The organism is Microbacterium luteolum, assembly GCF_039533965.1.
Classification (GTDB): domain Bacteria; phylum Actinomycetota; class Actinomycetes; order Actinomycetales; family Microbacteriaceae; genus Microbacterium; species Microbacterium luteolum.
This window is the reverse complement of the sequence record NZ_BAAAUN010000001.1, coordinates 1,700,181-1,724,862: the sequence shown is the minus strand read 5'-3', so window position 1 is coordinate 1,724,862 and position 24,682 is coordinate 1,700,181. Positions and strand designations below refer to the sequence as shown.

At 66.1% G+C, this 24,682-nt stretch carries 21 protein-coding genes; 14 read left to right on the top strand and 7 right to left on the bottom strand.

The window, feature by feature from the left end:
- Positions 1-77: 77 nt before the first annotated feature.
- Positions 78-404: a hypothetical protein gene (locus tag ABD648_RS08390; RefSeq protein ID WP_282214509.1), complete on the bottom strand. Its 327-nt coding sequence runs from the start codon at positions 402-404 to the stop codon at positions 78-80.
- Between the two features lie 146 nt (positions 405-550).
- On the opposite strand from ABD648_RS08390, the gene ABD648_RS08385 reads away from it, so the two are divergent.
- The 5 genes from ABD648_RS08385 (at position 551) to ABD648_RS08365 (ending at position 5,225) form a co-directional block, all read left to right on the top strand.
- Positions 551-2,047, top strand: a complete 1,497-nt coding sequence (locus tag ABD648_RS08385; protein WP_282214508.1) for an L-serine ammonia-lyase, iron-sulfur-dependent, subunit alpha — start codon at positions 551-553, stop codon at positions 2,045-2,047.
- Positions 2,048-2,121: 74 nt separating this feature from the next.
- Complete coding sequence (locus ABD648_RS08380) at positions 2,122-2,880, top strand: AAA family ATPase (protein WP_282214507.1); 759 nt, start codon at positions 2,122-2,124, stop codon at positions 2,878-2,880.
- A 24-nt stretch (positions 2,881-2,904) separates the two neighbouring features.
- A complete protein-coding gene (locus ABD648_RS08375) occupies positions 2,905-3,501 on the top strand; it encodes a TetR/AcrR family transcriptional regulator (RefSeq protein WP_282214506.1) in 597 nt (198 codons plus the stop codon).
- Positions 3,502-3,711: 210 nt separating this feature from the next.
- Complete coding sequence (locus ABD648_RS08370) at positions 3,712-4,494, top strand: ABC transporter ATP-binding protein (protein WP_282214505.1); 783 nt, start codon at positions 3,712-3,714, stop codon at positions 4,492-4,494.
- On the top strand, positions 4,491-5,225 hold the full coding sequence (locus ABD648_RS08365; RefSeq protein ID WP_282214504.1) for an ABC transporter permease: 735 nt from the start codon (positions 4,491-4,493) through the stop codon (positions 5,223-5,225). Before ABD648_RS08370 ends, ABD648_RS08365 begins: the two co-directional genes overlap by 4 nt.
- Positions 5,226-5,337: 112 nt before the next feature.
- On the opposite strand, the gene hrpB is transcribed toward ABD648_RS08365, so the two are convergent.
- The 3 genes from hrpB to ABD648_RS08350 form a co-directional block, all read right to left on the bottom strand.
- Entirely contained in the window at positions 5,338-7,890 is a 2,553-nt protein-coding gene (hrpB, locus tag ABD648_RS08360; protein WP_282214503.1) for an ATP-dependent helicase HrpB, read from the bottom strand.
- A gap of 213 nt (positions 7,891-8,103) precedes the next feature.
- The gene (locus ABD648_RS08355) at positions 8,104-9,699 is read right to left on the bottom strand and encodes an SPFH domain-containing protein (protein ID WP_282214502.1); all 1,596 of its coding nucleotides are present in this window, start codon (positions 9,697-9,699) and stop codon (positions 8,104-8,106) included.
- A gap of 93 nt (positions 9,700-9,792) precedes the next feature.
- Positions 9,793-10,221: a MarR family winged helix-turn-helix transcriptional regulator gene (locus tag ABD648_RS08350; protein ID WP_116634326.1), complete on the bottom strand. Its 429-nt coding sequence runs from the start codon at positions 10,219-10,221 to the stop codon at positions 9,793-9,795.
- Positions 10,222-10,610: 389 nt separating this feature from the next.
- Here ABD648_RS08350 and ABD648_RS08345 point away from each other — a divergent pair, with 389 nt between their 5' ends.
- Genes ABD648_RS08345 through ABD648_RS08335 form a run of 3 tightly spaced genes read left to right on the top strand, consistent with a single transcriptional unit; the run spans position 10,611 to position 14,414 of the window.
- Positions 10,611-11,378, top strand: a complete 768-nt coding sequence (locus tag ABD648_RS08345) for a TnsA-like heteromeric transposase endonuclease subunit (protein WP_282214501.1) — start codon at positions 10,611-10,613, stop codon at positions 11,376-11,378.
- Positions 11,375-13,384, top strand: coding sequence for a DDE-type integrase/transposase/recombinase (locus ABD648_RS08340; protein ID WP_282214500.1), 2,010 nt, complete (start codon positions 11,375-11,377; stop codon positions 13,382-13,384). The genes ABD648_RS08345 and ABD648_RS08340 overlap by 4 nt, the downstream gene beginning before the upstream one ends.
- The gene (locus ABD648_RS08335) at positions 13,377-14,414 is read left to right on the top strand and encodes a TniB family NTP-binding protein (RefSeq protein ID WP_282214499.1); all 1,038 of its coding nucleotides are present in this window, start codon (positions 13,377-13,379) and stop codon (positions 14,412-14,414) included. The genes ABD648_RS08340 and ABD648_RS08335 overlap by 8 nt, the downstream gene beginning before the upstream one ends.
- Before the next feature lie 1,154 nt (positions 14,415-15,568).
- Here ABD648_RS08335 and ABD648_RS08330 read toward each other — a convergent pair.
- Positions 15,569-15,853 carry a helix-turn-helix domain-containing protein gene (locus ABD648_RS08330; RefSeq protein ID WP_282214498.1) on the bottom strand — a complete coding sequence of 95 codons (285 nt, stop codon included), beginning with the start codon at positions 15,851-15,853 and terminating at the stop codon, positions 15,569-15,571.
- Between the two features lie 115 nt (positions 15,854-15,968).
- Here ABD648_RS08330 and ABD648_RS08325 point away from each other — a divergent pair, with 115 nt between their 5' ends.
- From ABD648_RS08325 to ABD648_RS08300, 6 genes are all read left to right on the top strand, one after another.
- Entirely contained in the window at positions 15,969-16,523 is a 555-nt protein-coding gene (locus tag ABD648_RS08325; protein WP_282214497.1) for a hypothetical protein, read from the top strand.
- A 1-nt stretch (position 16,524) separates the two neighbouring features.
- Positions 16,525-16,926: a hypothetical protein gene (locus ABD648_RS08320; protein WP_282214496.1), complete on the top strand. Its 402-nt coding sequence runs from the start codon at positions 16,525-16,527 to the stop codon at positions 16,924-16,926.
- Positions 16,927-17,204: 278 nt separating this feature from the next.
- Complete coding sequence (locus ABD648_RS08315; RefSeq protein ID WP_282214495.1) at positions 17,205-18,311, top strand: alcohol dehydrogenase catalytic domain-containing protein; 1,107 nt, start codon at positions 17,205-17,207, stop codon at positions 18,309-18,311.
- Between the two features lie 11 nt (positions 18,312-18,322).
- Positions 18,323-19,156: an alpha/beta fold hydrolase gene (locus tag ABD648_RS08310; RefSeq protein WP_282214494.1), complete on the top strand. Its 834-nt coding sequence runs from the start codon at positions 18,323-18,325 to the stop codon at positions 19,154-19,156.
- 2 nt (positions 19,157-19,158) lie between these two features.
- Positions 19,159-19,998, top strand: coding sequence for an alpha/beta fold hydrolase (locus ABD648_RS08305; RefSeq protein WP_282214493.1), 840 nt, complete (start codon positions 19,159-19,161; stop codon positions 19,996-19,998).
- Between the two features lie 66 nt (positions 19,999-20,064).
- Entirely contained in the window at positions 20,065-21,459 is a 1,395-nt protein-coding gene (locus ABD648_RS08300; protein WP_282214492.1) for an MFS transporter, read from the top strand.
- Between the two features lie 470 nt (positions 21,460-21,929).
- On the opposite strand, the gene ABD648_RS08295 is transcribed toward ABD648_RS08300, so the two are convergent.
- Both ABD648_RS08295 and ABD648_RS08290 read right to left on the bottom strand, forming a co-directional pair.
- Positions 21,930-23,186 carry an extracellular catalytic domain type 1 short-chain-length polyhydroxyalkanoate depolymerase gene (locus tag ABD648_RS08295; protein ID WP_282214491.1) on the bottom strand — a complete coding sequence of 419 codons (1,257 nt, stop codon included), beginning with the start codon at positions 23,184-23,186 and terminating at the stop codon, positions 21,930-21,932.
- A gap of 220 nt (positions 23,187-23,406) precedes the next feature.
- On the bottom strand, positions 23,407-24,681 hold the full coding sequence (locus ABD648_RS08290) for an ABC transporter substrate-binding protein (RefSeq protein ID WP_282214490.1): 1,275 nt from the start codon (positions 24,679-24,681) through the stop codon (positions 23,407-23,409).
- Position 24,682: the final 1 nt, after the last annotated feature.

Genomic DNA, 24,682 nt, shown 5'->3' with positions numbered 1-24,682 from the left:
TCGACAGGCTCAGCGACCCATCCCCGGATCCCTGAGCCTGGGTTCTGGGTCCTGGGTCCCTGAGCCTGTCGAAGGGCTCAGTCGGCCTGCGGCTCTTCCGTGTCGATGACCCCGATCCCGACCGCCTCATGGTCGGGCTCGGGTTCTTCGCGCTTCGGGGCCTTGGGCTCCTCGCCGGGATCCTTCTCGGTGCTCGGTTCCTCGAGCTGCTCGGTGCTCGGAATCTCGTCCGGGTCGGCCTGCTCGGGTGAATCCGCCTCAGCGGGGGTCGTTGCCTCTCCGGAGGATTCGTCGCCCGAGGATGCGGCGTCGTCGGTCGTGTGCACCTGCTCGGGTGTCTGCGCGTGCACCGCGTCTTCGTCGGTGGCCGGTGCCGCTCCCTGGTCTGGCGTGCTGTCGGTCATGATCGCCCCTTCCGTGATGTCGTCACGCTCAGGATGCCCCTGCTCACGGCGTCGACGAAGGGGCTTGACGTGCGGGCCGTCCGGTGTCATCCGTCCCGGTTAATGAAGGTGAACCGAACGGCCCGAATGCGGCGTAGCCTGGACCTGTGACTGCGTACGTCTCGGCCTTCGACCTCTTCTCCATCGGAGTGGGGCCTTCGAGCTCCCATACGGTCGGACCGATGCGGGCGGCGCTCGCCTTCGCGCAACGGCTGGACGCGAGCGGTGCGCTGGACCGCATCGCCCGGGTCGGGTGCACCCTCTACGGCTCCCTCGGTGCGACCGGGATCGGACACGGGACGCCGGATGCCGTCGTCGCCGGGCTTCGCGGGCTCTCGCCGGAGACGTGCGACCCCGCCGACGTCCGCTCGGCGTGGACCACCTACACGCCGGGCGAGCCGCTGCGGCTCAACGGCGTGCACGAGGTTCCGTTCGCGAAGGAGGACATCGTCTTCGCCCCGCGCACGCGTCTCCCCGGACACCCCAACGCGATGACCATCACCGCCTGGGACGCCGACGACGTCGTCGTCGTCGAGGAGACGTACTACTCGATCGGCGGGGGCTTCATCCGTCGCGACGGTGAGGAGGCGCAGCTCGCAACCGGTAGTTTCCCCTACGCGTACACGGATGCCGCCTCGCTGCTCGCCCTCTGCGACGAGAACGGGCTGTCGATCGCCGAGCTCGCGCGACTCAACGAGTCGTCCCTGCGGAGTGAGGACGAGGTCGCCGCAGGGCTCGATGCGATCTGGAACGCGATGTCCACCTGCGTCGACGCCGGGCTGCATTCCGACGGCGTCCTGCCGGGGATGCTGAAGGTGAAGCGGCGCGCCGGCATGATCCGCGCGCAGCTCGAGGAGTCCGAAGCCGACGGGCACCGTGAGCTCCCGGGTGAGTGGCTCGGCGCCTTCGCCCTGGCCGTCAACGAGGAGAACGCGGCCGGCGGTCGCGTCGTCACCGCTCCGACCAACGGTGCCGCGGGCATCCTTCCGGCCGTCGGCATGTACTGGTGGCGGTTCATGGCCGACTCCGGGCTCGGAGCCGGCAATGCCGTCACCCCCTACGGAGAACTGGTCGGCAGCGCCCTGCTCGGATTCGGCGCGGAGGCCTCGCTCGTCGCGGTCGGCGCGATCGACGACCCCGACGCCGTCGCGGAGGCGAACCGCCGCCGCGGCATCCGTCGTTTCCTGCTGACGGCGACCGCTCTCGGGTCGCTGTTCAAGGCGAATGCCTCGATCTCGGGTGCGGAAGGCGGATGCCAGGCCGAGGTCGGCTCCGCCTGCGCGATGGCGGCCGGCGGTCTGACGGCCGTGATGGGCGGCACCAACCGCCAGATCGAGAACGCGGCCGAGATCGCGATGGAGCACCACCTCGGCCTCACCTGCGATCCGATCGGCGGTCTCGTGCAGATCCCCTGCATCGAGCGCAATGCGATCGCCGCGTCGACGGCCGTCACCGCCGCCCGGCTCGCGCTCCGCGGTGACGGAAGCCACTACGTCTCGCTGGATGCGGTGGTCGAGACGATGCGTCAGACCGGCGCCGACATGTCGACCAAGTACAAGGAGACCAGCGAGGGCGGCCTCGCGGTCAACGTCATCGAGTGCTGACCCTGCAGTATCGCCGCCTTTGTCGGGAGTCGCGGTTAGTCTCCCCTTGATGATCGGATGCCGGGGGAGTGAGCATGACGGGTGACTTCTGGCTGCCGACCTCGCGTCGGCGGAAGCAGCAGCCCGTCGTCTCGGTGCAGCCGTCGGATGATGCTCCGGCGGCGGGCGTGGACTGGCCGACGAACATCCCCGCGGTCGGTCAGGTGCTGCGCGAGGGGCTCGAGCTCGACCCGGGTGTGACGTTCCTCGTGGGGGAGAACGGCAGCGGCAAGTCGACCATCGTCGAGGGCATCGCGATCGCCTACGGCCTGTCGCCGGAGGGCGGCTCGCGGCAGGCGATGCACAGCACGCGTCCCACGGAATCGCCGCTGTCCGAATGGCTGCGTCTGCAGCGCGGCGTCGGATCGAGCCGCTGGGGCTTCTTCCTGCGCGCCGAGACGATGCACTCGTTCTACACGTACCTCGAAGAGAACCCCTCGACCCGTGGGCCCGATGTCCCGTTCCACGAGATGAGTCACGGGGAGTCCTTCCTCGCCCTGCTGGAGAGCCGCTTCGACGAACCTGGCTTCTACTGCCTCGACGAGCCGGAGGCGGCACTTTCGTTCAACTCGACGCTGGCCCTGATCGCGGTGCTTCGCCGCATCGCCGACGAAGGAGGGCAGGTGCTGTGCGCCACGCACTCGCCGGTGCTCGCCGCGCTTCCCGGCGCCCGCATCCTCGAGGTCGGGGACTGGGGTGTCCGGCCGGCGGAGTGGGACGACCTCGAGATCGTGAATCACTGGCGCTCGTTCCTGGATCACCCGACGCGCTACCTGCGGCACCTGCTCGACTAGCGGCGACCTCGTAGGCTGACGGGCATGACCGAGCAGAAGCCGCTGCGGCGTCGCGGGCGCCCGCGGGGCGGCTCCGACTCGCGCGAGCGCATCATCGCGGCGGCGGTCGACGAGTTCGGCGAGCAGGGGTACGACGGCGCGACCATCCGCTCGATCGCGGCGCGTGCGGGCGTGGACTCCGCACTCGTGCACCACTACTTCGGCACGAAGGCCGACCTGTTCGCGGAGGCCGTCGGCATCCCGCTCCGTCCGGACATCGACGTCCCCGGCATCCTCGCCGGACCCCGTGACGAGGTGGGGGAGCGACTGGTCCGCTACGTGCTCGAGGCGTTCGAGCAGCCCGACATCCGCCGGCGTGGAGTGATGCTGATGCGCACGGCGATCGGCAGCCGCCTCACGACGCCGCTGCTCGCCGGCTTCCTGTCGCGCGAGCTGATCGGCCGGATCGCCAAGCAGCTGGGCGTGGACGATGCCGAGCTGCGCGCGACGCTCGTCGCCTCGCAGATCGCCGGGCTCCTCCTCACGCGCTACGTGCTCAAGATCGCGCCCATCGCCGCGGCTTCGGTCGATGAGCTCGTCGCGCGCATCGGCCCCACCGTGCAGCGGTACCTCTTCGGCTGAGCAGCCGGCGGCATCCGTCCGCCCCGCGCCCGCCGCGCGCCGCCGCCCGTGCCCGCCCCCGCCCCGCCGCGCACAACTTCGGAGACAGCATCCGACGCGCCGGTGTCGCCGGAGGATTGCGCGTGTGTCGCCCCGATTCTCCGAGGGTGTGCGGTCCGCGACGGCATCCGTCCGTTGACGTCGCCGGGCCGCAGGCGCATAATTCATCACATGATGAATAACTCGGCCGTCGAGATCTCGCAGCTGCGCGTGCGGCGCGGGAGCACGGACGTGTTCGATGGCATCGACCTCGCGATCCCGCGCGGGCAGATCACCGGACTGCTCGGGCCGTCGGGGTGCGGCAAGACCACGCTCATGCGCTCGATCGTCGGCGTGCAGAAGATCGCCTCGGGCGAGGTGACCGTGCTCGGCGAGCCCGGAGGGTCGAGGCAGCTGCGCCGTCGTGTCGCGTACGGGACGCAGGGCGCGGCGATCTACGGCGACCTCAGCGTGCGGCAGAACCTCGCGTACTTCGCGGCCCTGCTGAAGGCGCCGAAGCGCGACGTCGACCGCGTCATCGACGAGGTCGGGCTGCGCGCGCAGAGCGGCCAGCTGGTCGATTCGCTCAGCGGAGGCCAGGCGACTCGGGTGTCGCTCGCGATGGCGCTCATCGGTTCGCCGGAGGTGGTCGTGCTCGACGAGCCGACGGTCGGGCTCGACCCGGTGCTGCGCGTCGAGCTGTGGGGCCTCTTCCGGGAGCTCGCCGATCGAGGGGTGACCCTGATCGTCTCGAGTCACGTCATGGATGAGGCGCTCCGCTGCGACCGTCTGCTGCTGATGCGCGAGGGGCGGATCATCGCGGACACGACTCCGTCCGCGCTCCTCGAGGACACCGGCACCGCAGACCCCGAGGCCGCGTTCCTCGCGCTCATCGAACGCGACCGAGGAGTGTACGGCGACACTCGTCGCGCCCGCAGGGATGCCCGCGATCACCCTGAGGAGGAAGGGCGGTGAACGGCCGGCGGATGCTGGCCACCGCGGGCCGCGTGCTCGCACAGCTGCGGCACGACCCCCGATCGATCGCCCTGATGCTCGTCGCGCCGAGCCTGCTCGTCGGCCTCTTCGCCTGGCTCTTCAGCGATCAGGACGGCGTGTTCGACCAGTTCGGCGGCGCGATCCTCGCGCTGTTCCCGTTCGTGGTGATGTTCCTCGTCACCTCGATCACGACGTTGAGGGAGCGCCGGTCCGGCACGCTCGAACGCCTGATGACCACTCCGCTCGGCAAGGCCGAGTTCATCCTCGGCTATGCGCTCGCCTTCGGGCTGATGGCGCTGCTGCAAGCGGTGGTCACGGTCTCGTTCGCGGTGGGAGTGTGCGGGCTCGACGTCGACGGACCTCTCTGGCAGCTGGGCCTCGTGGCGATCGTCGACGCGCTGCTCGGCACGGCACTCGGGCTCCTCGCGAGCGCGTTCGCCCAGACCGAATTCCAGGCCGTGCAGTTCATGCCGCTGCTCGTGTTCCCGCAGATCATCCTCGGTGGACTGTTCATGCCCCGGGACCAGATGCCCGATGTGCTGCACGCCATCTCCGACTGGCTGCCCCTGAGCTATGCGATCGACACGATCAACGCCGTCGCAGCCGGCGACGACGGGTGGGATGTGTTCGGTCCGCTGCTCATCGTGGTCGCCTTCGCGGTCGGTGCGCTGATCCTCGCCTCGCTGACGCTGCGGCGGCGCACGCGCTGACCCAGGCCGGGCGTGCACAATTCAGGAAGATTGTCACCGAATGTGGCCGGACGGGCCTGATTCGGGGGTTCGCGTGCAGAACTGCCTGAGTTGTGCACGCCAGCGGCCGGGCTCAGCGCGCGGCGCGACCCTTGGTGTGCCTGGTCGGGGCTGTCGCCCAGGGATCCTCCGGCCACGGATGCTTCGGATAGCGGCCGCGCATCTCGGCGCGCACCTGGGCATAGGGGCCGGACCAGAACGAGGTGAGGTCGTCGGTGACGGCGAGCGGGCGCCCGGCGGGGGAGAGCAGATGGAAGAGCACGGGCACGCGGCCGTCGACCAGCCGCGGAGTCTGCGCCCATCCGAAGCACTCCTGCAGCTTCACGGCGACGACGGGCCGGGCGTCCGGGTCGTCAGCCTCCGGGTAGGCGATGCGGACGCGGGAGCCGCTGGGCACCTCGAGCCGCTCGGGCACGAGCTCGTCGAGGCGCCCGGCCTCGGGCCAGGGCAGCAGCCGGCGCAGCGCGGAGGTCAGGTCCAGTCGTGCCACCGGGGTGCCGCCGGCCAGGGCATCCAGCTCGGGCGCGAGCCACGCGTCGAGGGCGACGAGGAGTCCGGCATCCGACACATCCGGCCACGGCGATCCCAGCTCGCGATGCAGCAGAGCCAGACGTCGCCGCAGCGCGACGGCCGTCTCGGACCAGGCGAACATGCCCAGCCCCTCGCGATGGAGTGCTCGGCGCACGGCATCCCGCCCCTCGTCGGCCGACGCGCGCACCGGCGCAGAGGAACGCAGGATCGCGCCCACCCGCCGCTCGCGACGCGCGTGGATGCGACCTCCGACGAACTCCGCCTCGACCCGGTCGGTGATCAGGTGGCTCGCGGCCGGTTCCATCTGCTGCTCGGTGAGTACCGCCGCGGACCGGACGATCGCGCCGGACCCGGCAGCAGCGCGACCTGACGCCCGCACGACATCCGCGATGGCCAGCCACTCGACCGCCGCGAGCGGACCGCTCACCCCCGCGCGAGTGCCGGATGCCAGCAGGAAAGTCGCCCCGGCCGATGTGCGATCCATCCGGCGAGCGACCCGCTCGGGGAACGCCAGCGCGATCACGAGCCCGATGCCGTCGAGGTCGGAGCGCACGCCGGGTGCCGGCGTCGTGAGTCTTTCGAGGCGATCCGCGTCGCTGCGCCACCGCCGTGCCTCCGGCGTCCGGCCTCCGCGGAGCGCGATGAGCGTCTGCGCGACATCGGCGTCGGCGGTGCGCACATCGCTGCCGAGCAGCGCGACGACCTCGGCGGCGAGCCGAGTGCCCACCACCGGGCTGCCGTCGCGCAGCGCACGGGCGAGCCGCGGATCGGTCGGGATGCGAGCCAGGGCGCGTCCCTCCGAGGTCGCGCGGCCCTCGTCGTCGATCGCACCGAGGTCGTGCAGCACCGTGAAGGCGTCCGCCAGGCTGTCGACGGGCAGCGGATCGATCAGCCGCAGACCGACCCCGCCCGGTACGCCCCAGCAGGCGAGCAGCAGGGCCGCGTCCGTGAGGTCGCTCGAGGCGATCTCCGGAGTCGGGCGCGCGGGAGCTGTGGCATAGGTGCGCTCGTCGACGCATCGCACGACGGTTCCGGGGCCCTGACGGGTGGCGCGACCGGCGCGCTGCACGCACGAAGAGCGGGAGGCGGCAGTGGTCACGAGCCCCGTCATGCCGCGGGCAGCATCGCGCTGCGGGCCTCTCGCCAGGCAGGTGTCGACGACCAGCCGCACGCCGGGCACGGTGAGCGAGGACTCCGCGAGTGAGGTCGTGACGATGACGCGGGCCTGCTCGCCGGAGCGGCGGCCGCGGATCACGGCATCCTGCTCTGAGGCCGGCATCTGCCCGTGCAGCTCCCGCACGTCGAACGCCTCGGTCGCGCCGCGGATGCGGCGGGCGATCTCGGACACCTCGCGTGCGCCGGGCGCGAAGACCAGCACGTCGGCCGCAGGGTCGGCGCGGCTCAGCTCCAGGGCGGCGGATGCCGTGGTCCGGGCGACGTGATCCAGGAACGCCCAGGTGACTCCGCGTTCGTCGAGGCGCGGCGCGGGACTCGGAGCCCAGCGCTCGGTGAGCGGGAAGGCGGGGACCTCGTGGTTCACGATCGGAGCGGGCCGGTCGTCCGTGCCGATGACCGCGGCGATCCTTGCGGCGTCGAGGGTCGCGGACATCGCGATGAGCACGAGGTCGTCTCGCAGCTCGCGCACCTCCGAGAGCAGACCGATCAGCAGGTCGGTCTCGAGCGCTCGCTCGTGCACCTCGTCGATGATGACGGCATCCACCCCCGCGAGGCCGGGATCATCCAACAGGCGACGCAGCAGCACGCCCGCCGTGACGAATTCGACTCGCATGTCCCGTCCGACCGCGCGCTCGCCACGCACGGTGAAACCGACGCGGGTGCCGAGCGGTGAGCCGTCGAGCTGTGCCAGGCGACGTGCGGCTGCCCGGGCGGCGACGCGGCGCGGCTGGGTGACGATGACGCGCCCCCGGGAGCGCGAGGCGAGCAGCGGCGGCACGAGCGTGGTCTTGCCCGTGCCGGGAGGGGCGCTCACCACCGCGGATGTGCTCGCGTCGAGCGTCGCCGCGAGCTCGTCGACGGCATCCGCGAACGCGAGACCCGCACCGATCGTGGCGAGGTCGAAGGCGGCGGACGTCATCTCCCCAGTCTGCCCGGTCGGGACGGGGCTCGGCGGGCGTCCGCAGCCCGGAGGCCCGTGCACAATTCAGGAAGAACGCAGCCGATCAGCGCCGCGCAGGCCGAATCCGACCGGTTGCGCGCCGTTCTTGCTGAATTGCGCACGCGGGACATCCGGGACACGACGGATGCCGCGACCGAATCGGTCGCGGCATCCGCTGTGCTCTGTCTTCTGCTACTCCGCGGCGGGTGCCGGCGGGGCCGGCGGCGGCGGGGTGGTGGGCTTCGCCGTGCGCGGCGCGGGGGGAGTGGCTGCGGCCACACCCTCGCCGAAGCCGCGGCCGACGGCCTGGCCCTGGATGATGCCGGCGAGGTCGAGACCGGTGGCCGAGTGCACGCTGTCGAACACCGACCGCAGAGCCTTCGCGCTGTCGGCGCCGACGACGCTCGATGCGCCGTCCTCGCCGGAGCTCCCGATGATCGACACGTTGCCGATCGCCGCGTAGCCCTTGGCGAACTCGGACATGATCGACGGCAGCACCTCGAGCACGCGCTGCGAGAGGAAGGCGTCCTGGTTGGAGGCGATGGCCTTGGCCTCTGCCTCGAGCGCGGCGGCTCGGGCGTCACCGGTGGCGCGGATCGCCTCGGCCTCGGCGGCGGCCTGCAGGCGGCGGGCGTGAGCCTCGGCCTCGGCCTTGGATCGCAGCGCGTCGGCCTCACCGGTGGCGCTCGCGACGGCGGCCGCGGCCTCACCGGCGGCGCGGGCCTTGTCGGCCTCTGCCTGCTGCTCGGCGATGCGGGTGCGGGCCTCGGCCTGCTTGACCTGCTCGATCGCGGCGGCCTCGGCCGCCCGCTCGCGCGTGTACAGCTCGGCCTGCGCGCGGGTCTCCGCCTCGTACCGCTGCGCGTCGGCGACGCGCTTGACGTCGGCGTCGAGCTGGGCCTGGCGGTTCTCGGCCTGCTGCTGCAGAACGGCCTGCTGCGCCTGCTCGCGGGCGAGGTTCTCGGCCTGCTCGGCCTCGGCGCGTGCACGGCCGATGCCGGCGTTCGAGTTGGCCGTGTTCGTGTCGAGCGCGGTCTGCTCGATCAGGTTGGCTTCCTGGTTCGAGATGTTCTTCTGGTTGATCGCGCGGTCGGCGTTGGTCTGCGAGATCTCGGCGGACTGACGCTTCGCCTGGATCTCGGGAGCGCCGAGCGACTGGATGTAGCCGACCGCGTCGGTGATGCCCTTGATCTGGAACGAGTCGAGGATCAGACCCTGCTCGGCGAGCTCCTGCGAGACGTCGGCCGCGATCTGGTCGGAGAACTTCTTCCGCTCGCGCATCAGCTCGACGACCGACAGGGTCGCGACGATGCCACGGAGCGCACCTTCGAGCTGCTCCGTGGTGAACTGCTCGATCGCGGCATCCTGCGAGGCGAAACGCTCGGCGGCGCGGCGCACCAGCAGGGGATCGGAGCCGATCTTGACGATCGCGACACCGTCGACGTTCAGCGTGACGCTGTCGAGCGACTGTGCTTCGGCGTTGAGGGAGACCTGCCGCGAACGCAGCGAGATGATCTCGTGGCGCTGGGTGATCGGGTTGACGAGCGACTTGCCGTTCACGATGACCGTGACGGGCGATTCCGACATCTCGTCTCGACTCGTGCCGTCGGCCCCGAGTACAGCCAGCTGCACCTTCTGCTTGCGTCCCGAGATGACGAGTGCCTCGTCGGCTCGGGCGACCTTGATCCAGCTGCGTGCGAACAGCAGCAGGATGAGCAGCAGAACGACGACGACGACGACGGCGATGCCGACGATGACGAGGATGCCGATGATTCCGGCGATCTCCATGAATGACCCTCCCTCTTCCCCCAAGGGGTGGCGCGCGATGCTGCGCGCCTTACGCTCCACCCTGCCAGATCGGGCGGAGCGGAGTGAGAAGGGTCAACCGCGGCGGAGCTTCTCGGCCAGGTCGCGGAGGGTGCGGAGCTCGTCGTCGTCGAGGCGCGACATGCGCTCGGCGATCGAACGGCCGTGGATCGTGGCGAGGGCGCGGAAGGTGCGGGCTCCGGCATCCGTCGCCCGGATCAGTGCGCCGCGCCCGTCGTCAGGGTCGGGGCACTTGGCTACGAGGCCGCGCGTGACCATGCGGTCGACGAGTCGCGAGACGCTGGGCTGACTGATCAGCATGTTGTTCGTGACGTCGCGAAGACGAGCGGTCATGCCGGGGGAGCGGGTCACCGTGAGGAGCACGTCGTACTCGGCCTGTGCGAGATCGCCGTGCTCGAAGTCGGTGACCATCTCGTCGAACAGTTCGTGCTGCGCGCGGAACAGGCTCTCCCAGGCCTCCAGGGCGAGCTTGCGATCGGTCATGGTCACAGAATACTGGCAACAGTAAAGGGCCGGTCGGAGAGGCTCCCGACCGGCCCTTGTCCCTTGCACCAAGAGTGTCCTGCAATCACATGCGGTGAGTGCCACAGCAAACATTCACCGTGTGATCACTGTATAACGGCGAGGTAACGAATGCAACGGTTTGGTCACGGAAACTTCGGCGAGGTTCGTACGGTCCTGTCGATCCCGCTCTCACGTGTCAGTACGCCCCCCGTTGTTGTCAGTAGCGCACGGCGGGTGTCAGTGGCGCCGAGATTGTTGTCATGAGTCGGTGTGTCTTCGTCGAAGCTGGCCGTCGAGGTCTACCTTCCGAAGCGTAAGCACCGTGACGCAAGAGGAATGACCACCGATCGCAGAGGAGCAGACTTCCCATGCTCATGTCCGAGGTGTTACCCACGACCGAAATCCGTGCTGGTCAAAGTTCCGTGGAAGCTGACATCGGTGGTCGACGGGTCACCGTCGATGCAGCTGACATGGTGGACCTCCCCGTGAGCAGGCTGCGGCAGATGCGAAGCTCCCCATCTTGGAAGGGGAAACGCAACTACTCGGGCTTTTACTGGGCCGCGACGACACGCCGGCACCATTGGTTTGAGTCGCTCTACGAACAGGCGGCGTTGATGTCCGTGGACCGCGATCCGTCGAATCTTGAGATCAGCACCCAGCCGTTCACTCTCCGATGGGGAACAGGGCGCGTTCATACCCCGGATATTTGCGTTCGCCTCGACGACGCCAGGTTGCTGGTGATAGATGTACGCCCGCGCCCGCGAATCGACTCACGCGCACGAGAGAGCTTCGCGTGGACCAGCGCACTCTGCGAGCAGATAGGAGTTACCTATCGGCTGTTCGCCGACACTGAATCGCAGGAGATCACCAATCTTCGCTTCCTCAGTGGATACCGCTTCAGCCGGTGGAGTCTGACTCAGCGGGAGCAAGACCAGATCGCCGCGTCACATGAAGATGTTCGGACGATCCAAACTTGGATTCGGGAGATGGGATCCAGCGACAGGCCTGCTGCTGGCCTGGTTTACTCAGCGCTCTGGAGCGGCCACCTCGACGTTGATTTGACGGTGCCTTTGAGCATGAGATCGCTCGCGCTCGCGCACCTGAACTCTGCCCCGGCAGTAGGGGGGACGGCATGAAGCTCAGGCTTGGAGACGTGCTGCTCTGGGACGACGTCCCTCTGGAAGTCGTCGCTATCGATTCCAAGGTGGTGCATCTGCGCGCCGTCGACGACGGGTTCTTGCGGAAGGTGCTGATCGATGAGCTTTACCGCTCGACGGAGATTCAGTGGCCCGAGGCCTTTCGAAAGCCACGACTGTCGGAGCTCGCCGTTTTGGATGGATTGTCTGCTGAGAAACGACGGATAGTTGACGCGTGGCTGCCCATGCTGCAGCGCCTCGATCAGGCGTCTAGGTCAAGCGCGAGCGGGCGCAGTAAGCGCACCGAGGACATCGTGCACGAGATATGTGGGGATCTGCAAGCAGTAGGCATCCTTACTAGTGGTCGAACAGTATGGCGAAAGCTCGATGCGTATCGCGAGCGTGGCATCTTCGGCCTTCTCGATGGGCGAAGCACACCGTCACCTCGAAACGACAAACGAGATCCACGCATCCTGGAAGTGATCTCGGAGGTCTGTGCGAGCGCGACAAATGAAGCCACGGGAACCTTTTCTCGACTCGCAAAGCGCGTGGTGTGGATCCTGCATGATCGTTACCCGGACGACCCCACCCTGGTCGTGCCAACCGAGAAGAGCATTGCACGATGGATCGCCGAGATGCCGGCATCGAAGCACCTCACTGGTTCTGCGAAGACACGCAGATCTCTCGCGAACCGGCCCGATCGAGAGTACGAGCAGCACGGCGAGTGGGCACCCGGTGACCATGTCCAGATCGATACCACTCCGCTCGACCTTCAGGTACGTCTCGACGACGGAAAACTCGCGCGGGCCGAACTCACGATCATGCTCGACGTCGCGACGCGGAGCATCATCTCTGCGGTGGTGTGCCTTGATGGAACGACCACAGAGATGCTTGCTCTTGTCCTCGCGCGCGCGCTGGTCCCCTACGGTCTGCGCCCCCCGGGCACGCATGAAACACGTGAGCTTGTTGCATCGGCCTGGGCCGCGGCCGGACGGATCCCCGAGGAGGAGCTCGACGACTTTCGTCGTCGGCAGCCCTACATTCGCCCCTCGACCATCACAACGGACAACGGCAAGATCTTCGTTTCCAAGGCATTTCGTGAAGCATGCGAGCGTCTGGAGATCAGCATCATCAACTCCGCGGTGTACACGCCAACGGACAAGTCTCATGTCGAGCGCACCTTCAAGACCATCGCAGCCCAGTTCGCGCAGCATTTCCGCACTTACACCGGGCGTAACGTGGAGCATCGAGGGCGCGAGGTTGTGGCGGAGTTTGCCCCGACGCTCGTCCAGCTCCAAGAGCTGCTCGACGACTGGATCAGCATCTGGTGGCAAAACCGCCCGCACAGCGGTCTGCGCGATCCGATCCGCCCCGCCCGCAAACTGACACCCAACGAGATGTTCGAGCATTATCGGCGCATCATGCCCGAGGTGCACGTGCCGTTCGGTGCAGATGACTACATACGGCTTCTCCCCGCGGAGACCCGCACGCTCCAGGCCTACGGGTTCACCATCGGCCACCGGATCTACTCCTCTCGCCGCCTTGGGGAAATTCGAAAGTCGATCGATCGAGACGGCGGTCGCCAATGGCGAATCAGACGGGACCGCTTCAACCTGTTCACCGTGTGGCTCGAGCACGACGATGAGCTCGTTCCTCTCACGTGGCGAACCACCGTCGGCCGTACCCCTTTCGGCGAAGATCTTCGACGGTCGATAAGGTCCAGCGATTCGGGCCAGCAAGACGATTCCCGCGCTTCGGAGCTCGCGTTGCTTCTTCAAGAAGGCCTGTGGAAAGGGAGATACGGCGAACCCGAGCCAATCGACCTGGATGACGCCGGCGCGGACCCAAACGCGGTTGAGGGCGAGCCCGACGAGCCGGAGCTATACCGAAGGACAGGCGCTATTCAATACCTCGGAGGCACCGTGGACGACGAGGATCTGTGGGAGGCAGCAGGCGGGTTTTCGGGCATCAGCGGCGACGACATGAAGGGTCGGATTGATGATTGAACTCGACATCTATCCGGAGATGCTCGGCCGGGCGAACTGGAAGACCAAGGAAGGCTGGCTCGACTTCGTCGGCGAACGCATTCTGAAGCCGCCTCGGATGGACTCCAAGCAGTACGCGGAACTTTCGGACCGCGAGCGATCCGACTACAGCTGGGCCCGATTGAACTTCATGCTCAACGGGCGGATCGTCCTCACGCCACAGGTACGTGAAATTTCGCGCCTCCTCTACGAGCGGGTGCGGCTGAACGCCTACAAGAGAAGCGGAAAGTTCGGGCTCATCGTCGCTGGCGCACCAAACAGCGGGAAGACAACCACCTCAACCAATCTCGCGAAGGAGTTCCACCTGCAACGGCTTCAGCGCAAGAGCGCGCCGAGAGCGTCGGTCCCTATCATTTACGTGTGCGCGCCCAGTGACTGCACCCCCAAGGCTCTTCTCGGTGAGATGCTGCATTTCATAGGCGTTCCCTACCGCCCTCGCGCATCCGCACCAGAACTGATGAACTCCCTCGCGACGTCCGTGATCAACTCACGAACTGAGTTGGTCATCATCGATGAGATTCACAACCTGGGCAAGGAACGCATCGGCAACCAAGACAGCACCGACTATCTCAAGCAGCTCTCCGAGAAGTGTCCCGCAACGTTTCTGTACGTCGGCACGGACGATGGTGTGGGCAACCTCCTAAATGGTCCACGAGCGGAGCAAGTGACGGCGCGTTTCCGCGCTGTCGTCCTAGAGCCCTACTTGAATCGAACTCAGAACCAACGAGACGAGTGGACCAGCTTTCTCGAAGCGCTTGAGGAGAACACAGGCCTCCTGCGACAGAAGCCGGGCGCGATCGTGGGCGATGCGGACCTCCTGTATGAGCTGAGCGGCGGAAGGATCGGCGATGCCGTCGAGCTTGTCCAGATCGCCGCGATACGAGCCATGGAAGACGAAAGTGAACGGCTCAGCTTTTCCGGTCTTCGTGCGGAGCGAAATGCAGAGGCGCAAGTGATCGGACGAGCTAACCTGAGGCGCGCGGGTAAGTGAGACCATGCTTGATGCCGTGTGGGTGAACCCGTCAGGGAGACTCCGCCGACTTCCAATCGGCGTCAAGCCGCTGCCCGGCGAGACAGTGACTGGATACGTGGGTCGACTATCGCTCGTCCACGGACTTGAACCATGGGTTCTCCCAGCGCATCTCGCGGAAGCCGCCGGCCTGTCTCCGTCTCGGCTAGACCTAGAGAGGACATCGAAGTACGTGGAGCAGTTGGCGGGCTTACCCACGGACCACTTCATCACCCGTAGGCGAGTGCATGGTGTCTATGTGAGGTGCAGCCACGGGCGGTGGCGCCCAACACGTTGCGCTCGCTGCTCGAAGCTGCCGGCGCCTCGCTCCGCATGTCTGCGCTGTTCCCTCGGGGTGCCAACGACGACGCAGTCCCGGGGCGGAGCTGTCTGTATGCGGCACCGTCGCTGGCACCTGGGGGGCCGTGACATCGACGTAAGCGGCTATCTGTCATATCGCCGAGCCGAAGAGCTCGTCTCCGGAACCCTCTGGACGAGAGGGATCACCATACAAACGGGAGAGCTGCAGCTGGCTTGCACTTTGATACAACGGTGGCTCTCGGGCGGCGAACCGTCATCCGTCCGCGAACGCGCCCGGGCTTTAGGGGTCGATTCACTGGAGACGTACGAGCAGGTGCTCTTGGCGGCGTACCCAGAAGCTGTCGCTCTCGCGGTGACGCTAACGGATCCGCTCATCGTCGCCGAATTGCTGAACCCCAGATTCTCCGCGATCGCACAGACGCGCGTGCTTGAGCACGCTGTGTGTTCAATCATGCGAGGCAAGGTGAACGAGAGCCTCCATCAGCTCGCTCAGCGAATTATCGTGGAATCGCATGTCGCGGTGCTCAGCTCCTACGGGCTTCGACGCACCACGAACAACCTTCGTGTCCCATGCGAACTGAGCAAGGCCCTTCAGGTCTCTGCAAAGACACATCGCGTCTGCTTGCTTCGCCACCTCGAGGCCCGACGTCTTCCACAGGTCGTCCGGGAACGAACCGGCGGCGCTCCCAAGACGCAGGTCATGAATCGATGGACGCCGGTTCCAGATGTCGGAATGCTGGACTAGCCCTTGACTGCACAGGAACGACGGGCGATCTGAAGCGACGAGCACTCGCGACAATGGGTGCGCGTGTTGACTAGCGGTAGCGCATATCCGGAGCATCGCCCGGGATCAGCGTGACGAGGGGAAGCTCCAGAACCTGCGAAAGCGCAAGAAGGGTCCTTAGCGTCGGGTTCGCGGGGTTTCCCGGCCGCGACTCTCCTTTTTCGTACTTCTGATACGTGTAGCGCGTAAGGCCCGACCGATAGGCAACATCTTCCTGGCTCAGCCCGGCACGCTCGCGTGCGGAACGGAGCGAGGTCGCGAAGCGCTGGGAGTACGCGCTCCACTCCGCTTCAATCTCATCGTTCCGTCGGGGCACCTACCCAGCGTCGCGACGAGCCACTCCTCGTATGGCCTAATCGGTATGGCATAATTCGGAAGGCCATACGAAACAATCTCGTCCTCGTCGGATCGCTCCGCTCTTCCCTGCACGTGTGCTGCCCATCCTGATGACAGGCGGTCGCGTCGCGGGAAGGCCCGTGCGAGCGACCGCGATTGTGATGGTTGAGATGCCCGAGTCGTACCCGATCTGGTGGCAGGAAATTGACTCGCCGCCGCCAGCGGAGTGGGTGTTCATGTTCGAGGACCTCACCGGTGACGACACGGCAGAGCATTGGGCGTTAGCGGCGGCGATCTTCATCGCTCAGACTCGTCGCCGCACGGCAGCCGGACCGACCTTTGCGGAGCTCTTCACATACCTTCTGCCGGACACTGACGGGCTTCCCGGGCCCCTGCCACGAAACCTAGACTTCATGCAGCGGCGCCGCGCCGTCGCGGGCTTCCGCGGCCACGCGGCAATCGAATGGCGGCGCCGAGGCATGATCAGCTTCGACAACGGCGTCATGCGTAGCCTGCGCGTAGGGCGCGAGTTCCGCGAGCGGTCGCGTCGTCGTCAACAGGCCCGACAAGCCGCGCGTCACCGAGAAACGGAGCGCGAGAGGGTTGTTGAGCCCGCGGATACCAATGCCATCACGGAACGAGAGATTTGACATGACCGAGGACTATCCGTCGGAACTCCACGGCCTCCTCAAGCGGATCGCTCCAGGCTGGCCAGAACTGCTGGAAGTCGGAGCCGGCTGGTACCCGCTGCTGGCGAGACTCGATGCGACCCTGTCCGTCATCGCTCCGAACTACGTCGTGCAGCAGGTGAAGTCGAAGTTTGGTGCCTTGTGCTTCTATGCCGACCCGTCTGATGACTCGTCTCACTTCGATGAGGCATTCACGGCCGCGGTGCGTGCAGCTGAGTGGGAAAGCACTGAGACGTGCGAGGCATGTGGGGCTCCGGCGAGGCAGTACGTGATCAGAATGTGGGTGTCGACACTCTGCCAACCTCACGCGGCCACGATGAGGGATGGCGCGCTCGGCTCAGATCCGCCGCCTCTGGCCGTCTGACTCGCATCTTCGTTCAGCTCTTTCTGTTCATCGTCCTCGATCCATGCTCGACGAACGGAGCGCGTCGGGCCGATTCGGAGGGCTCTACACCGCCAAGCCACTCTGTTTTGTTGGTCTCGTCTCAGTAGCCGGGGGAAGCGAGAGCCGACGCCAGCGTCCTCGTAAGACTCCGAATGTGTTGAAATCTTACATAAATTCTTCCGCATGTAGCTCTAAAGAACATTCCTCAATTGTCACGCTCCGGGGAGACTCGTTCCAGCGCAAGGAGGCGAAGGTCAATGAGGATACGCGGAGCGGTGTTGACGACATCGTCCAGCACGGCACCCTATGGGGAATCGATGCCGATAGTGGTGGAAGAACTTGATCTTGATCCGCCGGGGCCGTCTGAAGTTCTCGTGCAGATTGAGGCGGCTGGCATTTGTCATTCGGACCTTTCCGTTGTCAACGGAAGTCGCCCGCGGCCTCTTCCGATGCTGCTCGGACATGAGGCGGCGGGTGTGGTCCTGTCATCGGGTGATGAGGAAGGGAGAGTGCTTGTCGGGCGACGTGTGGTGATGGCGTTCCTTCCGAGGTGTGGTGAGTGCGGTGCGTGCGCGACCGAGGGACGGCTGCCCTGCGAGCGTGGCTCGGCCGCGAACGCTCGGGGCAGTCTTCTTTCCGGCGCGCACAGGATCTCGCTCGGCGGTCGTCAGGTCGCCCATCACCTCGGCGTGTCTGGCTTCGCCACACATGCGGTCGTCGATCGCCGGTCGCTTGTGCCCGTTGGTGACGACGTGCCGCCAGATATCGCAGCGTTGCTGGGCTGTGCAGTGCTGACGGGTGGTGGAGCCGTGTTGAATGCCGCTCGCCCGGAGGCCGGGCAGACCGTCGCCGTTGTGGGTCTTGGCGGTGTCGGTATGGCCGCGTTGCTTGTGTCCCGCTGCATCCCGGGTGTCCGAGTAGTCGGGGTTGACCCCCTCCTGGAGAAGCGCCTCAAAGCGGCCGAGCTCGGGGCAAGTGAGGTCTTCGACCCGGCGGCAGCCGTGGATGCGGTGAAGGCAGACATCGTGATCGAAGCGGCCGGGTCCGCGATGGCATTCGAGACGGCGGTATCAATTACCGCCGTTGGAGGCCGCACGGTCTCCGTCGGATTGCCAGCGAGCGATGCCCGGGCTGCGATCTCTCCGCTCACATTGGTCGCGGAGGCGAGAGAGATCGTCGGCAGCTACCTTGGCTCCGCTGTACCGTCGCGCGACATCCCCCGCTTTGAGCAGCTGTGGCGGGATGGGAGGCTTCCGTTGCAGGAGCTGATCTCAGCGCGCATCAGCCTCGATGATGTCAATCAGGCGATGGATGAGCTCGCCAGTGGGCATGCCATCCGTCAGCTGATCGAGTTCTCGCGATGAGGGTGCGTGAGATGACACAGGTCCGGGTGCGCACTCGTGACAGCGCGGTATTGCACCTTGAGGGGTCTCGGACCGGTCAGGCTGTGCTGCTGATCCATGGCCTCGGCTATGCGTCGTGGGCGGCCCACCAGTTGCGACATGCGCTCGGCGATGATCTTGCCCTCTGGTCTGTCGACAATCGAGGCACCGGTCGTTCGACGCGTGGCCTCGAGGAGCTGTCCATCGATTTGCTCGCTGAAGATGCCGCCGTGGCGATCGAGGCGCTCGGGCGCCCGGCCATCGTCGTGGGCTACTCGATGGGTGGGTACGTCGCGCAGCTGCTCGCCCTCGCCCGGCCTGAGCTCGTCAACCAATTAGTCCTCCTCGGAACAAGCCCTGGAGGACCTGAGGCTGTGTCCGTTCCTGCCCCGACTCTCAAAGCCTGGCTGGACGCCGCGAATTTGACACCCGAGCAGTACGCCCGGCGCACCATGCCGCTCTCGTTCAGAGAGGGATGGCCTCAGTCGCACTCGAACGAGTATGAGGACGTCATACAGGCCCGTCTCACGTACCCGACATCGAGCGCAATCTGGCGTGAGCAGTACAAGGCCTGCGAACGGTTTCTGCAGACAGGGGCTCGGACGGCAGAACTAGCCGTGCCCACCCTGGTCATCCACGGGGGCGCTGACCGCGTGCTGCCGGCCGACAACGGTCGCGCGATCGCCCGCATGCTTCCTGATGCTCGGTATCGAGAACTGCCAGATGCCGGGCACCTGCTTCACCTCGAAGCGCCGGACGTCATCGCCACGGAGGTGCGCCGTTTCGTCGCGCCTTCTATTCCTCACTACGGCAACACAAAGGAGTAGCCATGCCCGTTTATCAAGTGGAACCTGGTGTGAACATCGCTTATGAGGACCGCGGATCGGGTAAGCCGATCGTCTTTCTCCATGGATGGGCGGGCAGCGGCGATGTCTGGGACTACCAGGTGCTCGACCTCGCCGGGTCCTATCGCTGCATCACCGTCGATCTGCGCGGGCACGGCGCGTCGGACAAGCCGTGGGGCGACTATGACTACGAGCTCTTCGTACGAGACCTGGACGCCCTCATCCTCGGGTTGGACCTCAGAGACGTCACCCTCGTCGGCTGGTCGATGGGTGGTCACATCGGCCTGAAATATGCGCACATGCACCCCGAAAGGGTAGGACGGCTCGTGATCACCGGCAGCGGACCTCGCTTCTGGCAGGCCCCCGATGCCCCCTTCGGCACGCCGCCGGAACAGGTGGAGGGCCTCATCGACGCCATCCGGTTGGCGCGGACGGAGACGGTTGCCGGGCTGTACGCCAACAACTTCCACCGAGCGGACCTGAAGGCAACCGAAGACCTCTTCATCCAGATCGGTCTCAAGGTTCCCGCGTTCGTCGGGGTCAGCAGCTTCCAATCCCTGATCGACGTGGACATGCGGGCCCATCTGCCGGCGATCGAAGTACCTGTCGCCGTCTTCTCCGGCCGTCACGACCTGATCTGGGACCCACGGTGGTCTGAGGAAGCACATCGTCTTCTCCCGAACGCCTCGCTGACGTATTTCGAGAACAGCGGTCATGTCGCCTTCATCGAGAACCGGGCGGAATGGAACGCGGCGCTCGTAGACGTCATCGAAGGGCGGATGCCTGCCGTCTCCCTCGGAGCCTCGCAGGACACCGCCGCCTGACGGGGCGAGAAGAACACTCTGGGCGGTCTCTGAAGGATCGCCCACAACTACAAGGAGGTAGTCACCATGACATCCAACAGATCCCCTTCACTGAACAACAGGTCCTCCCTGCACGGCGTAGAGTCCCCTCCCGCTCTTGGCGGCCTGCGTCGGGTGGTCACGGCCTCGATGGCCGGCACCGTCGTCGAGTGGTACGAGTTCTTCCTCTACGCCACAGCAGCGACTCTCGTCTTCAACAAGATCATGTTCCCGCCCTCGGACGATCCTTACGCCCCGATCATCGCGGCGCTGGGGACCTACGCGGTCGGCTTCATCGCCCGCCCGCTCGGCGGCATCGTCTTCGGCCACTTCGGCGACAAGTACGGACGCAAGAAGCTCCTGCAGCTCGCGATCATCCTGGTCGGCGTCGCCACTTTCCTGATGGGATGCCTTCCCACCTACGATCAGATCGGCTACTGGGCCGTCGGACTCCTGCTCGTCCTCCGGTTCATTCAGGGCTTCGCGGTAGGCGGGGAGTGGGGCGGCGCGGTGCTGCTCGTCGCCGAGCACTCGCCAGACAAGACGCGCGGGTTCTGGTCGTCGTTCCCCCAGGCCGCCGTCCCGGTCGGCAACCTGATCGCGACGATCGTCCTGCTGGTGCTCAGCCGTACTCTCACAGAGGAGCAATTCCTCGCCTGGGGCTGGCGGATCGGGTTCTGGCTGTCGGTCGTCATCGTCGTCGTCGGGTACTACATCCGCACGAAGATCACTGATGCGCCCATCTTCCTCGAAGTGCAAAAGGAGATCGAGGAGTCCGAGCAGACCCGGTACGGCGTGTTCGAAGTGCTCAAGCGCTATCCCCGCGGTGTCTTCACCGCGATGGGCCTTCGCCTCGCCGAAAACATCATGTACTACCTCGTGGTCACGTTCTCGATCACGTATCTGAGCGTCGCGCTCGAGGTGAACACGGCCGAGATCCTCGGTCTGCTCGCGCTCGCGCACGTCGTGCATATGATCGTCATCCCGCTGGTCGGCGGGCTGGCCGACCGCATCGGTCGAAAGCCCACGTACCTGATCGGGGTGCTCGGCGCGGCCGCGTGGGGCTTCATCGCCTTCCCCCTGTTCGACACCAAGAACCCGTTCGTCATCGTGTTCGCGATCTCGCTGGGCCTGTTCATCCACGCTTTCATGTACGCGCCGCAGCCCGCGATCATGTCGGAGATGTTTCCGACACGTATGCGGTACTCGGGTGTCTCTCTCGGCTACCAGGTCACCTCGATTGTCGCCGGCTCGCTCGCGCCGATCATTGCCGTAGCGCTGCTTTCGCAGTTCGGCTCGTACCTGCCCGTCGCGATCTACCTGGCGATGGCCGCCGGGGTCTCGCTTATCGCGGTGGTCTCGCTGCGTGAGACCAAAGATTCCTCGCTGCACGAGCTCGACCGTCTGGACGAGGCGAAGCGCTCCGCCCGCCCCGTGACCTGACCTCGGAAGACATATGGAACGCCCCGCCACGTGTGGCGGGGCGTTCCATATGTTCGGCCCGGTGTTATTCCCGAGCGTCGTGTACAAGTTCTCGGACCTAGCAAGCAGGGGCGCTCACTGTGGCACGCGACGTCGGTCCAATCAGACCGCGCTGAGGGAGCGCTGGTGGAAGGGCAGTCTCTCCCGGCAGATGCTCGTGCGGTTAGCTTGTCGGCGGTGTCCGTCGCTCCTCGTCCGCCGCAGGGCTGCGACAGAAAGGACGAGGTTGCGTCGGGGATGCGTGAGGTAACTCGGATGGTTCACGGAACTCGCTTCAACGCCGGTCTGCGGGTGGCTTGGCGGGCGGCATCCATTGCACCGTCACGTGGCTGAGGGCCGGGATCCCGGGTCCGGATAAATGTCGACCGACGAGTGAACCCAGCCCTCAAGGGTGATGACCGGCTATGCCTGCTTGTAGCCGGCCCCTCTATCTAGTTGCACCCGGAGGCCACCGTCCATGATCCGGACGCCTGCCGTCGAAGGGTCGTCACTGTGGAGTCACCCAGCCCCATGTACGCGAATGAGCCTTTTGCGTAGTAGCTCGCGTAGGGTGTGATTCCGTAGCTCAGAGCTCGTCCGGCCGCTAGATGTGCTGCATTGGACGCGGCGATGCAAGACGGGTCCGTCGGGGCCGGCGTGGACGTCGGTGAGGGCGTGGGAGTCGGGCCGGGCGTCGAGGACCCGCCCACGCGACGGTTGTTCTCAAAGAAGAACTTCGTCACGTAGGCGGGATAATCGATGCTGTCGCCTGAGATGTAGGTGCCGTTCGCGCCCGTCCCTGCAGGCCAGTTATGGCCGAGACCCGTGTTCTGGATCAGAGACACTCGTGGTCCGGACCCATCGCTGTAGAGCGTGCCGCTGCCGGTCGTATTCGTGCCTGCGAAGCCGCTGAGCGAGAAGGTCGACGAAGCCTCTGCGCCATAGATGCCAGCCATGATCTGTGCGTTCAGTGTGTTGTAGCCGACCGCAACCGTCGCATCGTTGCTGCCGTAGACCACGGAGGTGAGCTGCGTCTGGAACGCGGCGGAGTTGTCACCGGCGAAGCGCCTGCAGGTGTCCGTTGCGGTGGTCTTGCTGGTACTGACCCATGAGTACCCGCTTGTGGAGGTGCCGATAGTGGGACCGGCGTTGATCCCGACGCCGGCGAACATCTGCGGGAACAGGCACCCGACGACCATCGATTCCGCGCCGCCGGAAGACAGCCCGCTGATGTATGTCTGGTCGGGGTCGATAGCCAGCGAGCCGCGGGATTGCAGTGTCTGAGCGAGCGCAAGCAGGTTATCGTCGTGGCGGGACGGAGCCGTGGAACTGTGGCTTGAGTCGTAGTAGTCCCAGCATCCGAGATACACACCCCCGTTGGGTGCATCCGGCAGCGCCACGATCATTCCGTACTCGTCGGCCACGTCAGTCCAGTTCCCGCCCTGCTGAAGGTCTTGCGCCTTCTGCTGGCAGCCGTGCAGCGAGACCATGAGGGCCCGTCCGTCGGCGAGGGCTGGTGGCGTGGCGGGTGTGTAGATGCGGACTGACATGCCCGCGATCGTTTCGGTCGTCCAGGCTCCGGACGCGGCGTGCACCGGGGGCGCCAGCCACATACCGACGAGGACGGCGAGGACGGCAGTTGCCGCCGTCGCCGTGAGCGCGGTACGGGCGATCGAGCGGTGCAATGCACCTTTGTATGCCAACTTCATGAGATTCTCCTTCGACGACGTTGTCTTGGGCGAGAAGCACGCAGTTGCCCGCAACGCTTCTCCGGTATGGGTGTATCGCTGGCGCGGGATCCTCAGGCCGGCGCGCGTTTCACAAGCACGCGGTTCAGGACCTGGTGGGCGGACAGCTGTGCTGAGGTCACGAAGAGCCTGCGAGGGCAGCCGACCCCGAGGTTCCTCAGGTTCAGCTGCCCCGGTCCGCTCAGTTCGCCGGAATTCCTTCCTCCGTCACGGGCGGGAACGCGGCGTCGATCGCCTCAACGTCATCGTCGGTGACGCGATAGGTCGATCCGACGTAGTCCTGTACACCGTCTTCGACGACCTGGATGCCGGCCGCCGGGTAGGCCTCGTGAGAGTCCTTCGAGAATGCCAGCGGGACGATACCGTTGCCGGTGAGGTCGCCGGAGGTCAGTGCTTCGAGCAATGCCTCACGGGTGGGGTTCTGTCCCGACGCTTCCAGTGCCTCGGCGAACAGGTACGCCATGCTCATGCCGTAAATGGTGTTTCCGTCGAAGACGGCTCCGTCGTTGTATTCGTCGTTGATCGTGCTGAACAGCTTGACCCAGTCGGAGCTGATTCCTGGCATGTAGTTGGCGCTCACGAAGCCGTCCAGAAGCTGGGGAGCGGCGTCCTTGAGGAGACCCGACAAGGTGACGTAGTCGGCGCCGACGGATGTGGCGAACCACATCGGCGACCACCCCAGCTGTGCGGCGGTGCCGATTGCGAGGGCTGAGAAGCCGGGAATCGTACCGAGCATCACGATTTCGCAGCCCGCGGTCTTCAGCGCACCGATCTGCGCCGACACATCGGGATTCGATACGGCGTAGCGTTCGACGGCGACGAGCCCGTCATCCCCGAGCACGTGCTCGGCTCCTTCGATGAGCTCGGCTCCGAAGGAGTCGTCCTGACCGAACAGGCACACCTTCTTGCCTGGGTGTGCGTCGGTGGCATACTGCGCCAGCGCGGCACCTTCGACGACGTAGCTGGAATTGAACGAGAACGTGTACGGGTACTTCTCGGGCTGGTTCCAGTCGGAGGCGCCGGATGCGACGAACAGATCGGGCACCTCGTTCTGATTCAGGAAGTCGATGACGGAGAGGTGCGTCGGGGTGCCGAGCCCGTTGACGATGGCGAAGACCTTGTCCTCTTGAACGAGTTCTCGTACGACGGTCTGCGTGTTGGCGGGGTTGTAGCCGTCGTCCTTGACGATGTAGTCGATGGACCGCCCGTGGACTCCGCCGTTGTCGTTGAGGTATTCGAAGTAGGCCGATGCTGCGGCGGAGATTCCGGCGTAGCCGGCTGCGGCGGGACCGGTGAGCGGAGTGTGGGTGCCGATCGTCACGGTGTCTTCGGTGACACCGGGGACGCCGCCACCCTCCGATGGGGCCGCGGGCGTGCTGCACGCCGCCAGCGCGACAAGCAGGGCGGCGACACCAGCCGCGGCTGTGACGCGGTGGACGTGTGATCGATGTTCCATG

Bases quoted from the DNA above. Each gene is read 5' to 3' on its own strand.
- ABD648_RS08390 (WP_282214509.1), bottom strand. From the start codon at position 404: ATGACCGACAGCACGCCAGACCAGGGAGCGGCACCGGCCACCGACGAA.
- ABD648_RS08370 (WP_282214505.1), top strand. From the start codon at position 3,712: ATGATGAATAACTCGGCCGTCGAGATCTCGCAGCTGCGCGTGCGGCGC.
- ABD648_RS08295 (WP_282214491.1), bottom strand. From the start codon at position 23,186: ATGAAGTTGGCATACAAAGGTGCATTGCACCGCTCGATCGCCCGTACC.
- hrpB (WP_282214503.1), bottom strand. From the start codon at position 7,890: ATGACGTCCGCCGCCTTCGACCTCGCCACGATCGGTGCGGGTCTCGCG.
- ABD648_RS08355 (WP_282214502.1), bottom strand. From the start codon at position 9,699: ATGGAGATCGCCGGAATCATCGGCATCCTCGTCATCGTCGGCATCGCC.
- ABD648_RS08315 (WP_282214495.1), top strand. From the start codon at position 17,205: ATGAGGATACGCGGAGCGGTGTTGACGACATCGTCCAGCACGGCACCC.
- ABD648_RS08300 (WP_282214492.1), top strand. From the start codon at position 20,065: ATGACATCCAACAGATCCCCTTCACTGAACAACAGGTCCTCCCTGCAC.
- ABD648_RS08290 (WP_282214490.1), bottom strand. From the start codon at position 24,681: ATGGAACATCGATCACACGTCCACCGCGTCACAGCCGCGGCTGGTGTC.
- ABD648_RS08310 (WP_282214494.1), top strand. From the start codon at position 18,323: ATGACACAGGTCCGGGTGCGCACTCGTGACAGCGCGGTATTGCACCTT.
- ABD648_RS08305 (WP_282214493.1), top strand. From the start codon at position 19,159: ATGCCCGTTTATCAAGTGGAACCTGGTGTGAACATCGCTTATGAGGAC.
- ABD648_RS08345 (WP_282214501.1), top strand. From the start codon at position 10,611: ATGCTCATGTCCGAGGTGTTACCCACGACCGAAATCCGTGCTGGTCAA.
- ABD648_RS08380 (WP_282214507.1), top strand. From the start codon at position 2,122: ATGACGGGTGACTTCTGGCTGCCGACCTCGCGTCGGCGGAAGCAGCAG.
- ABD648_RS08335 (WP_282214499.1), top strand. From the start codon at position 13,377: ATGATTGAACTCGACATCTATCCGGAGATGCTCGGCCGGGCGAACTGG.
- ABD648_RS08320 (WP_282214496.1), top strand. From the start codon at position 16,525: ATGACCGAGGACTATCCGTCGGAACTCCACGGCCTCCTCAAGCGGATC.
- ABD648_RS08340 (WP_282214500.1), top strand. From the start codon at position 11,375: ATGAAGCTCAGGCTTGGAGACGTGCTGCTCTGGGACGACGTCCCTCTG.
- ABD648_RS08350 (WP_116634326.1), bottom strand. From the start codon at position 10,221: ATGACCGATCGCAAGCTCGCCCTGGAGGCCTGGGAGAGCCTGTTCCGC.
- ABD648_RS08375 (WP_282214506.1), top strand. From the start codon at position 2,905: ATGACCGAGCAGAAGCCGCTGCGGCGTCGCGGGCGCCCGCGGGGCGGC.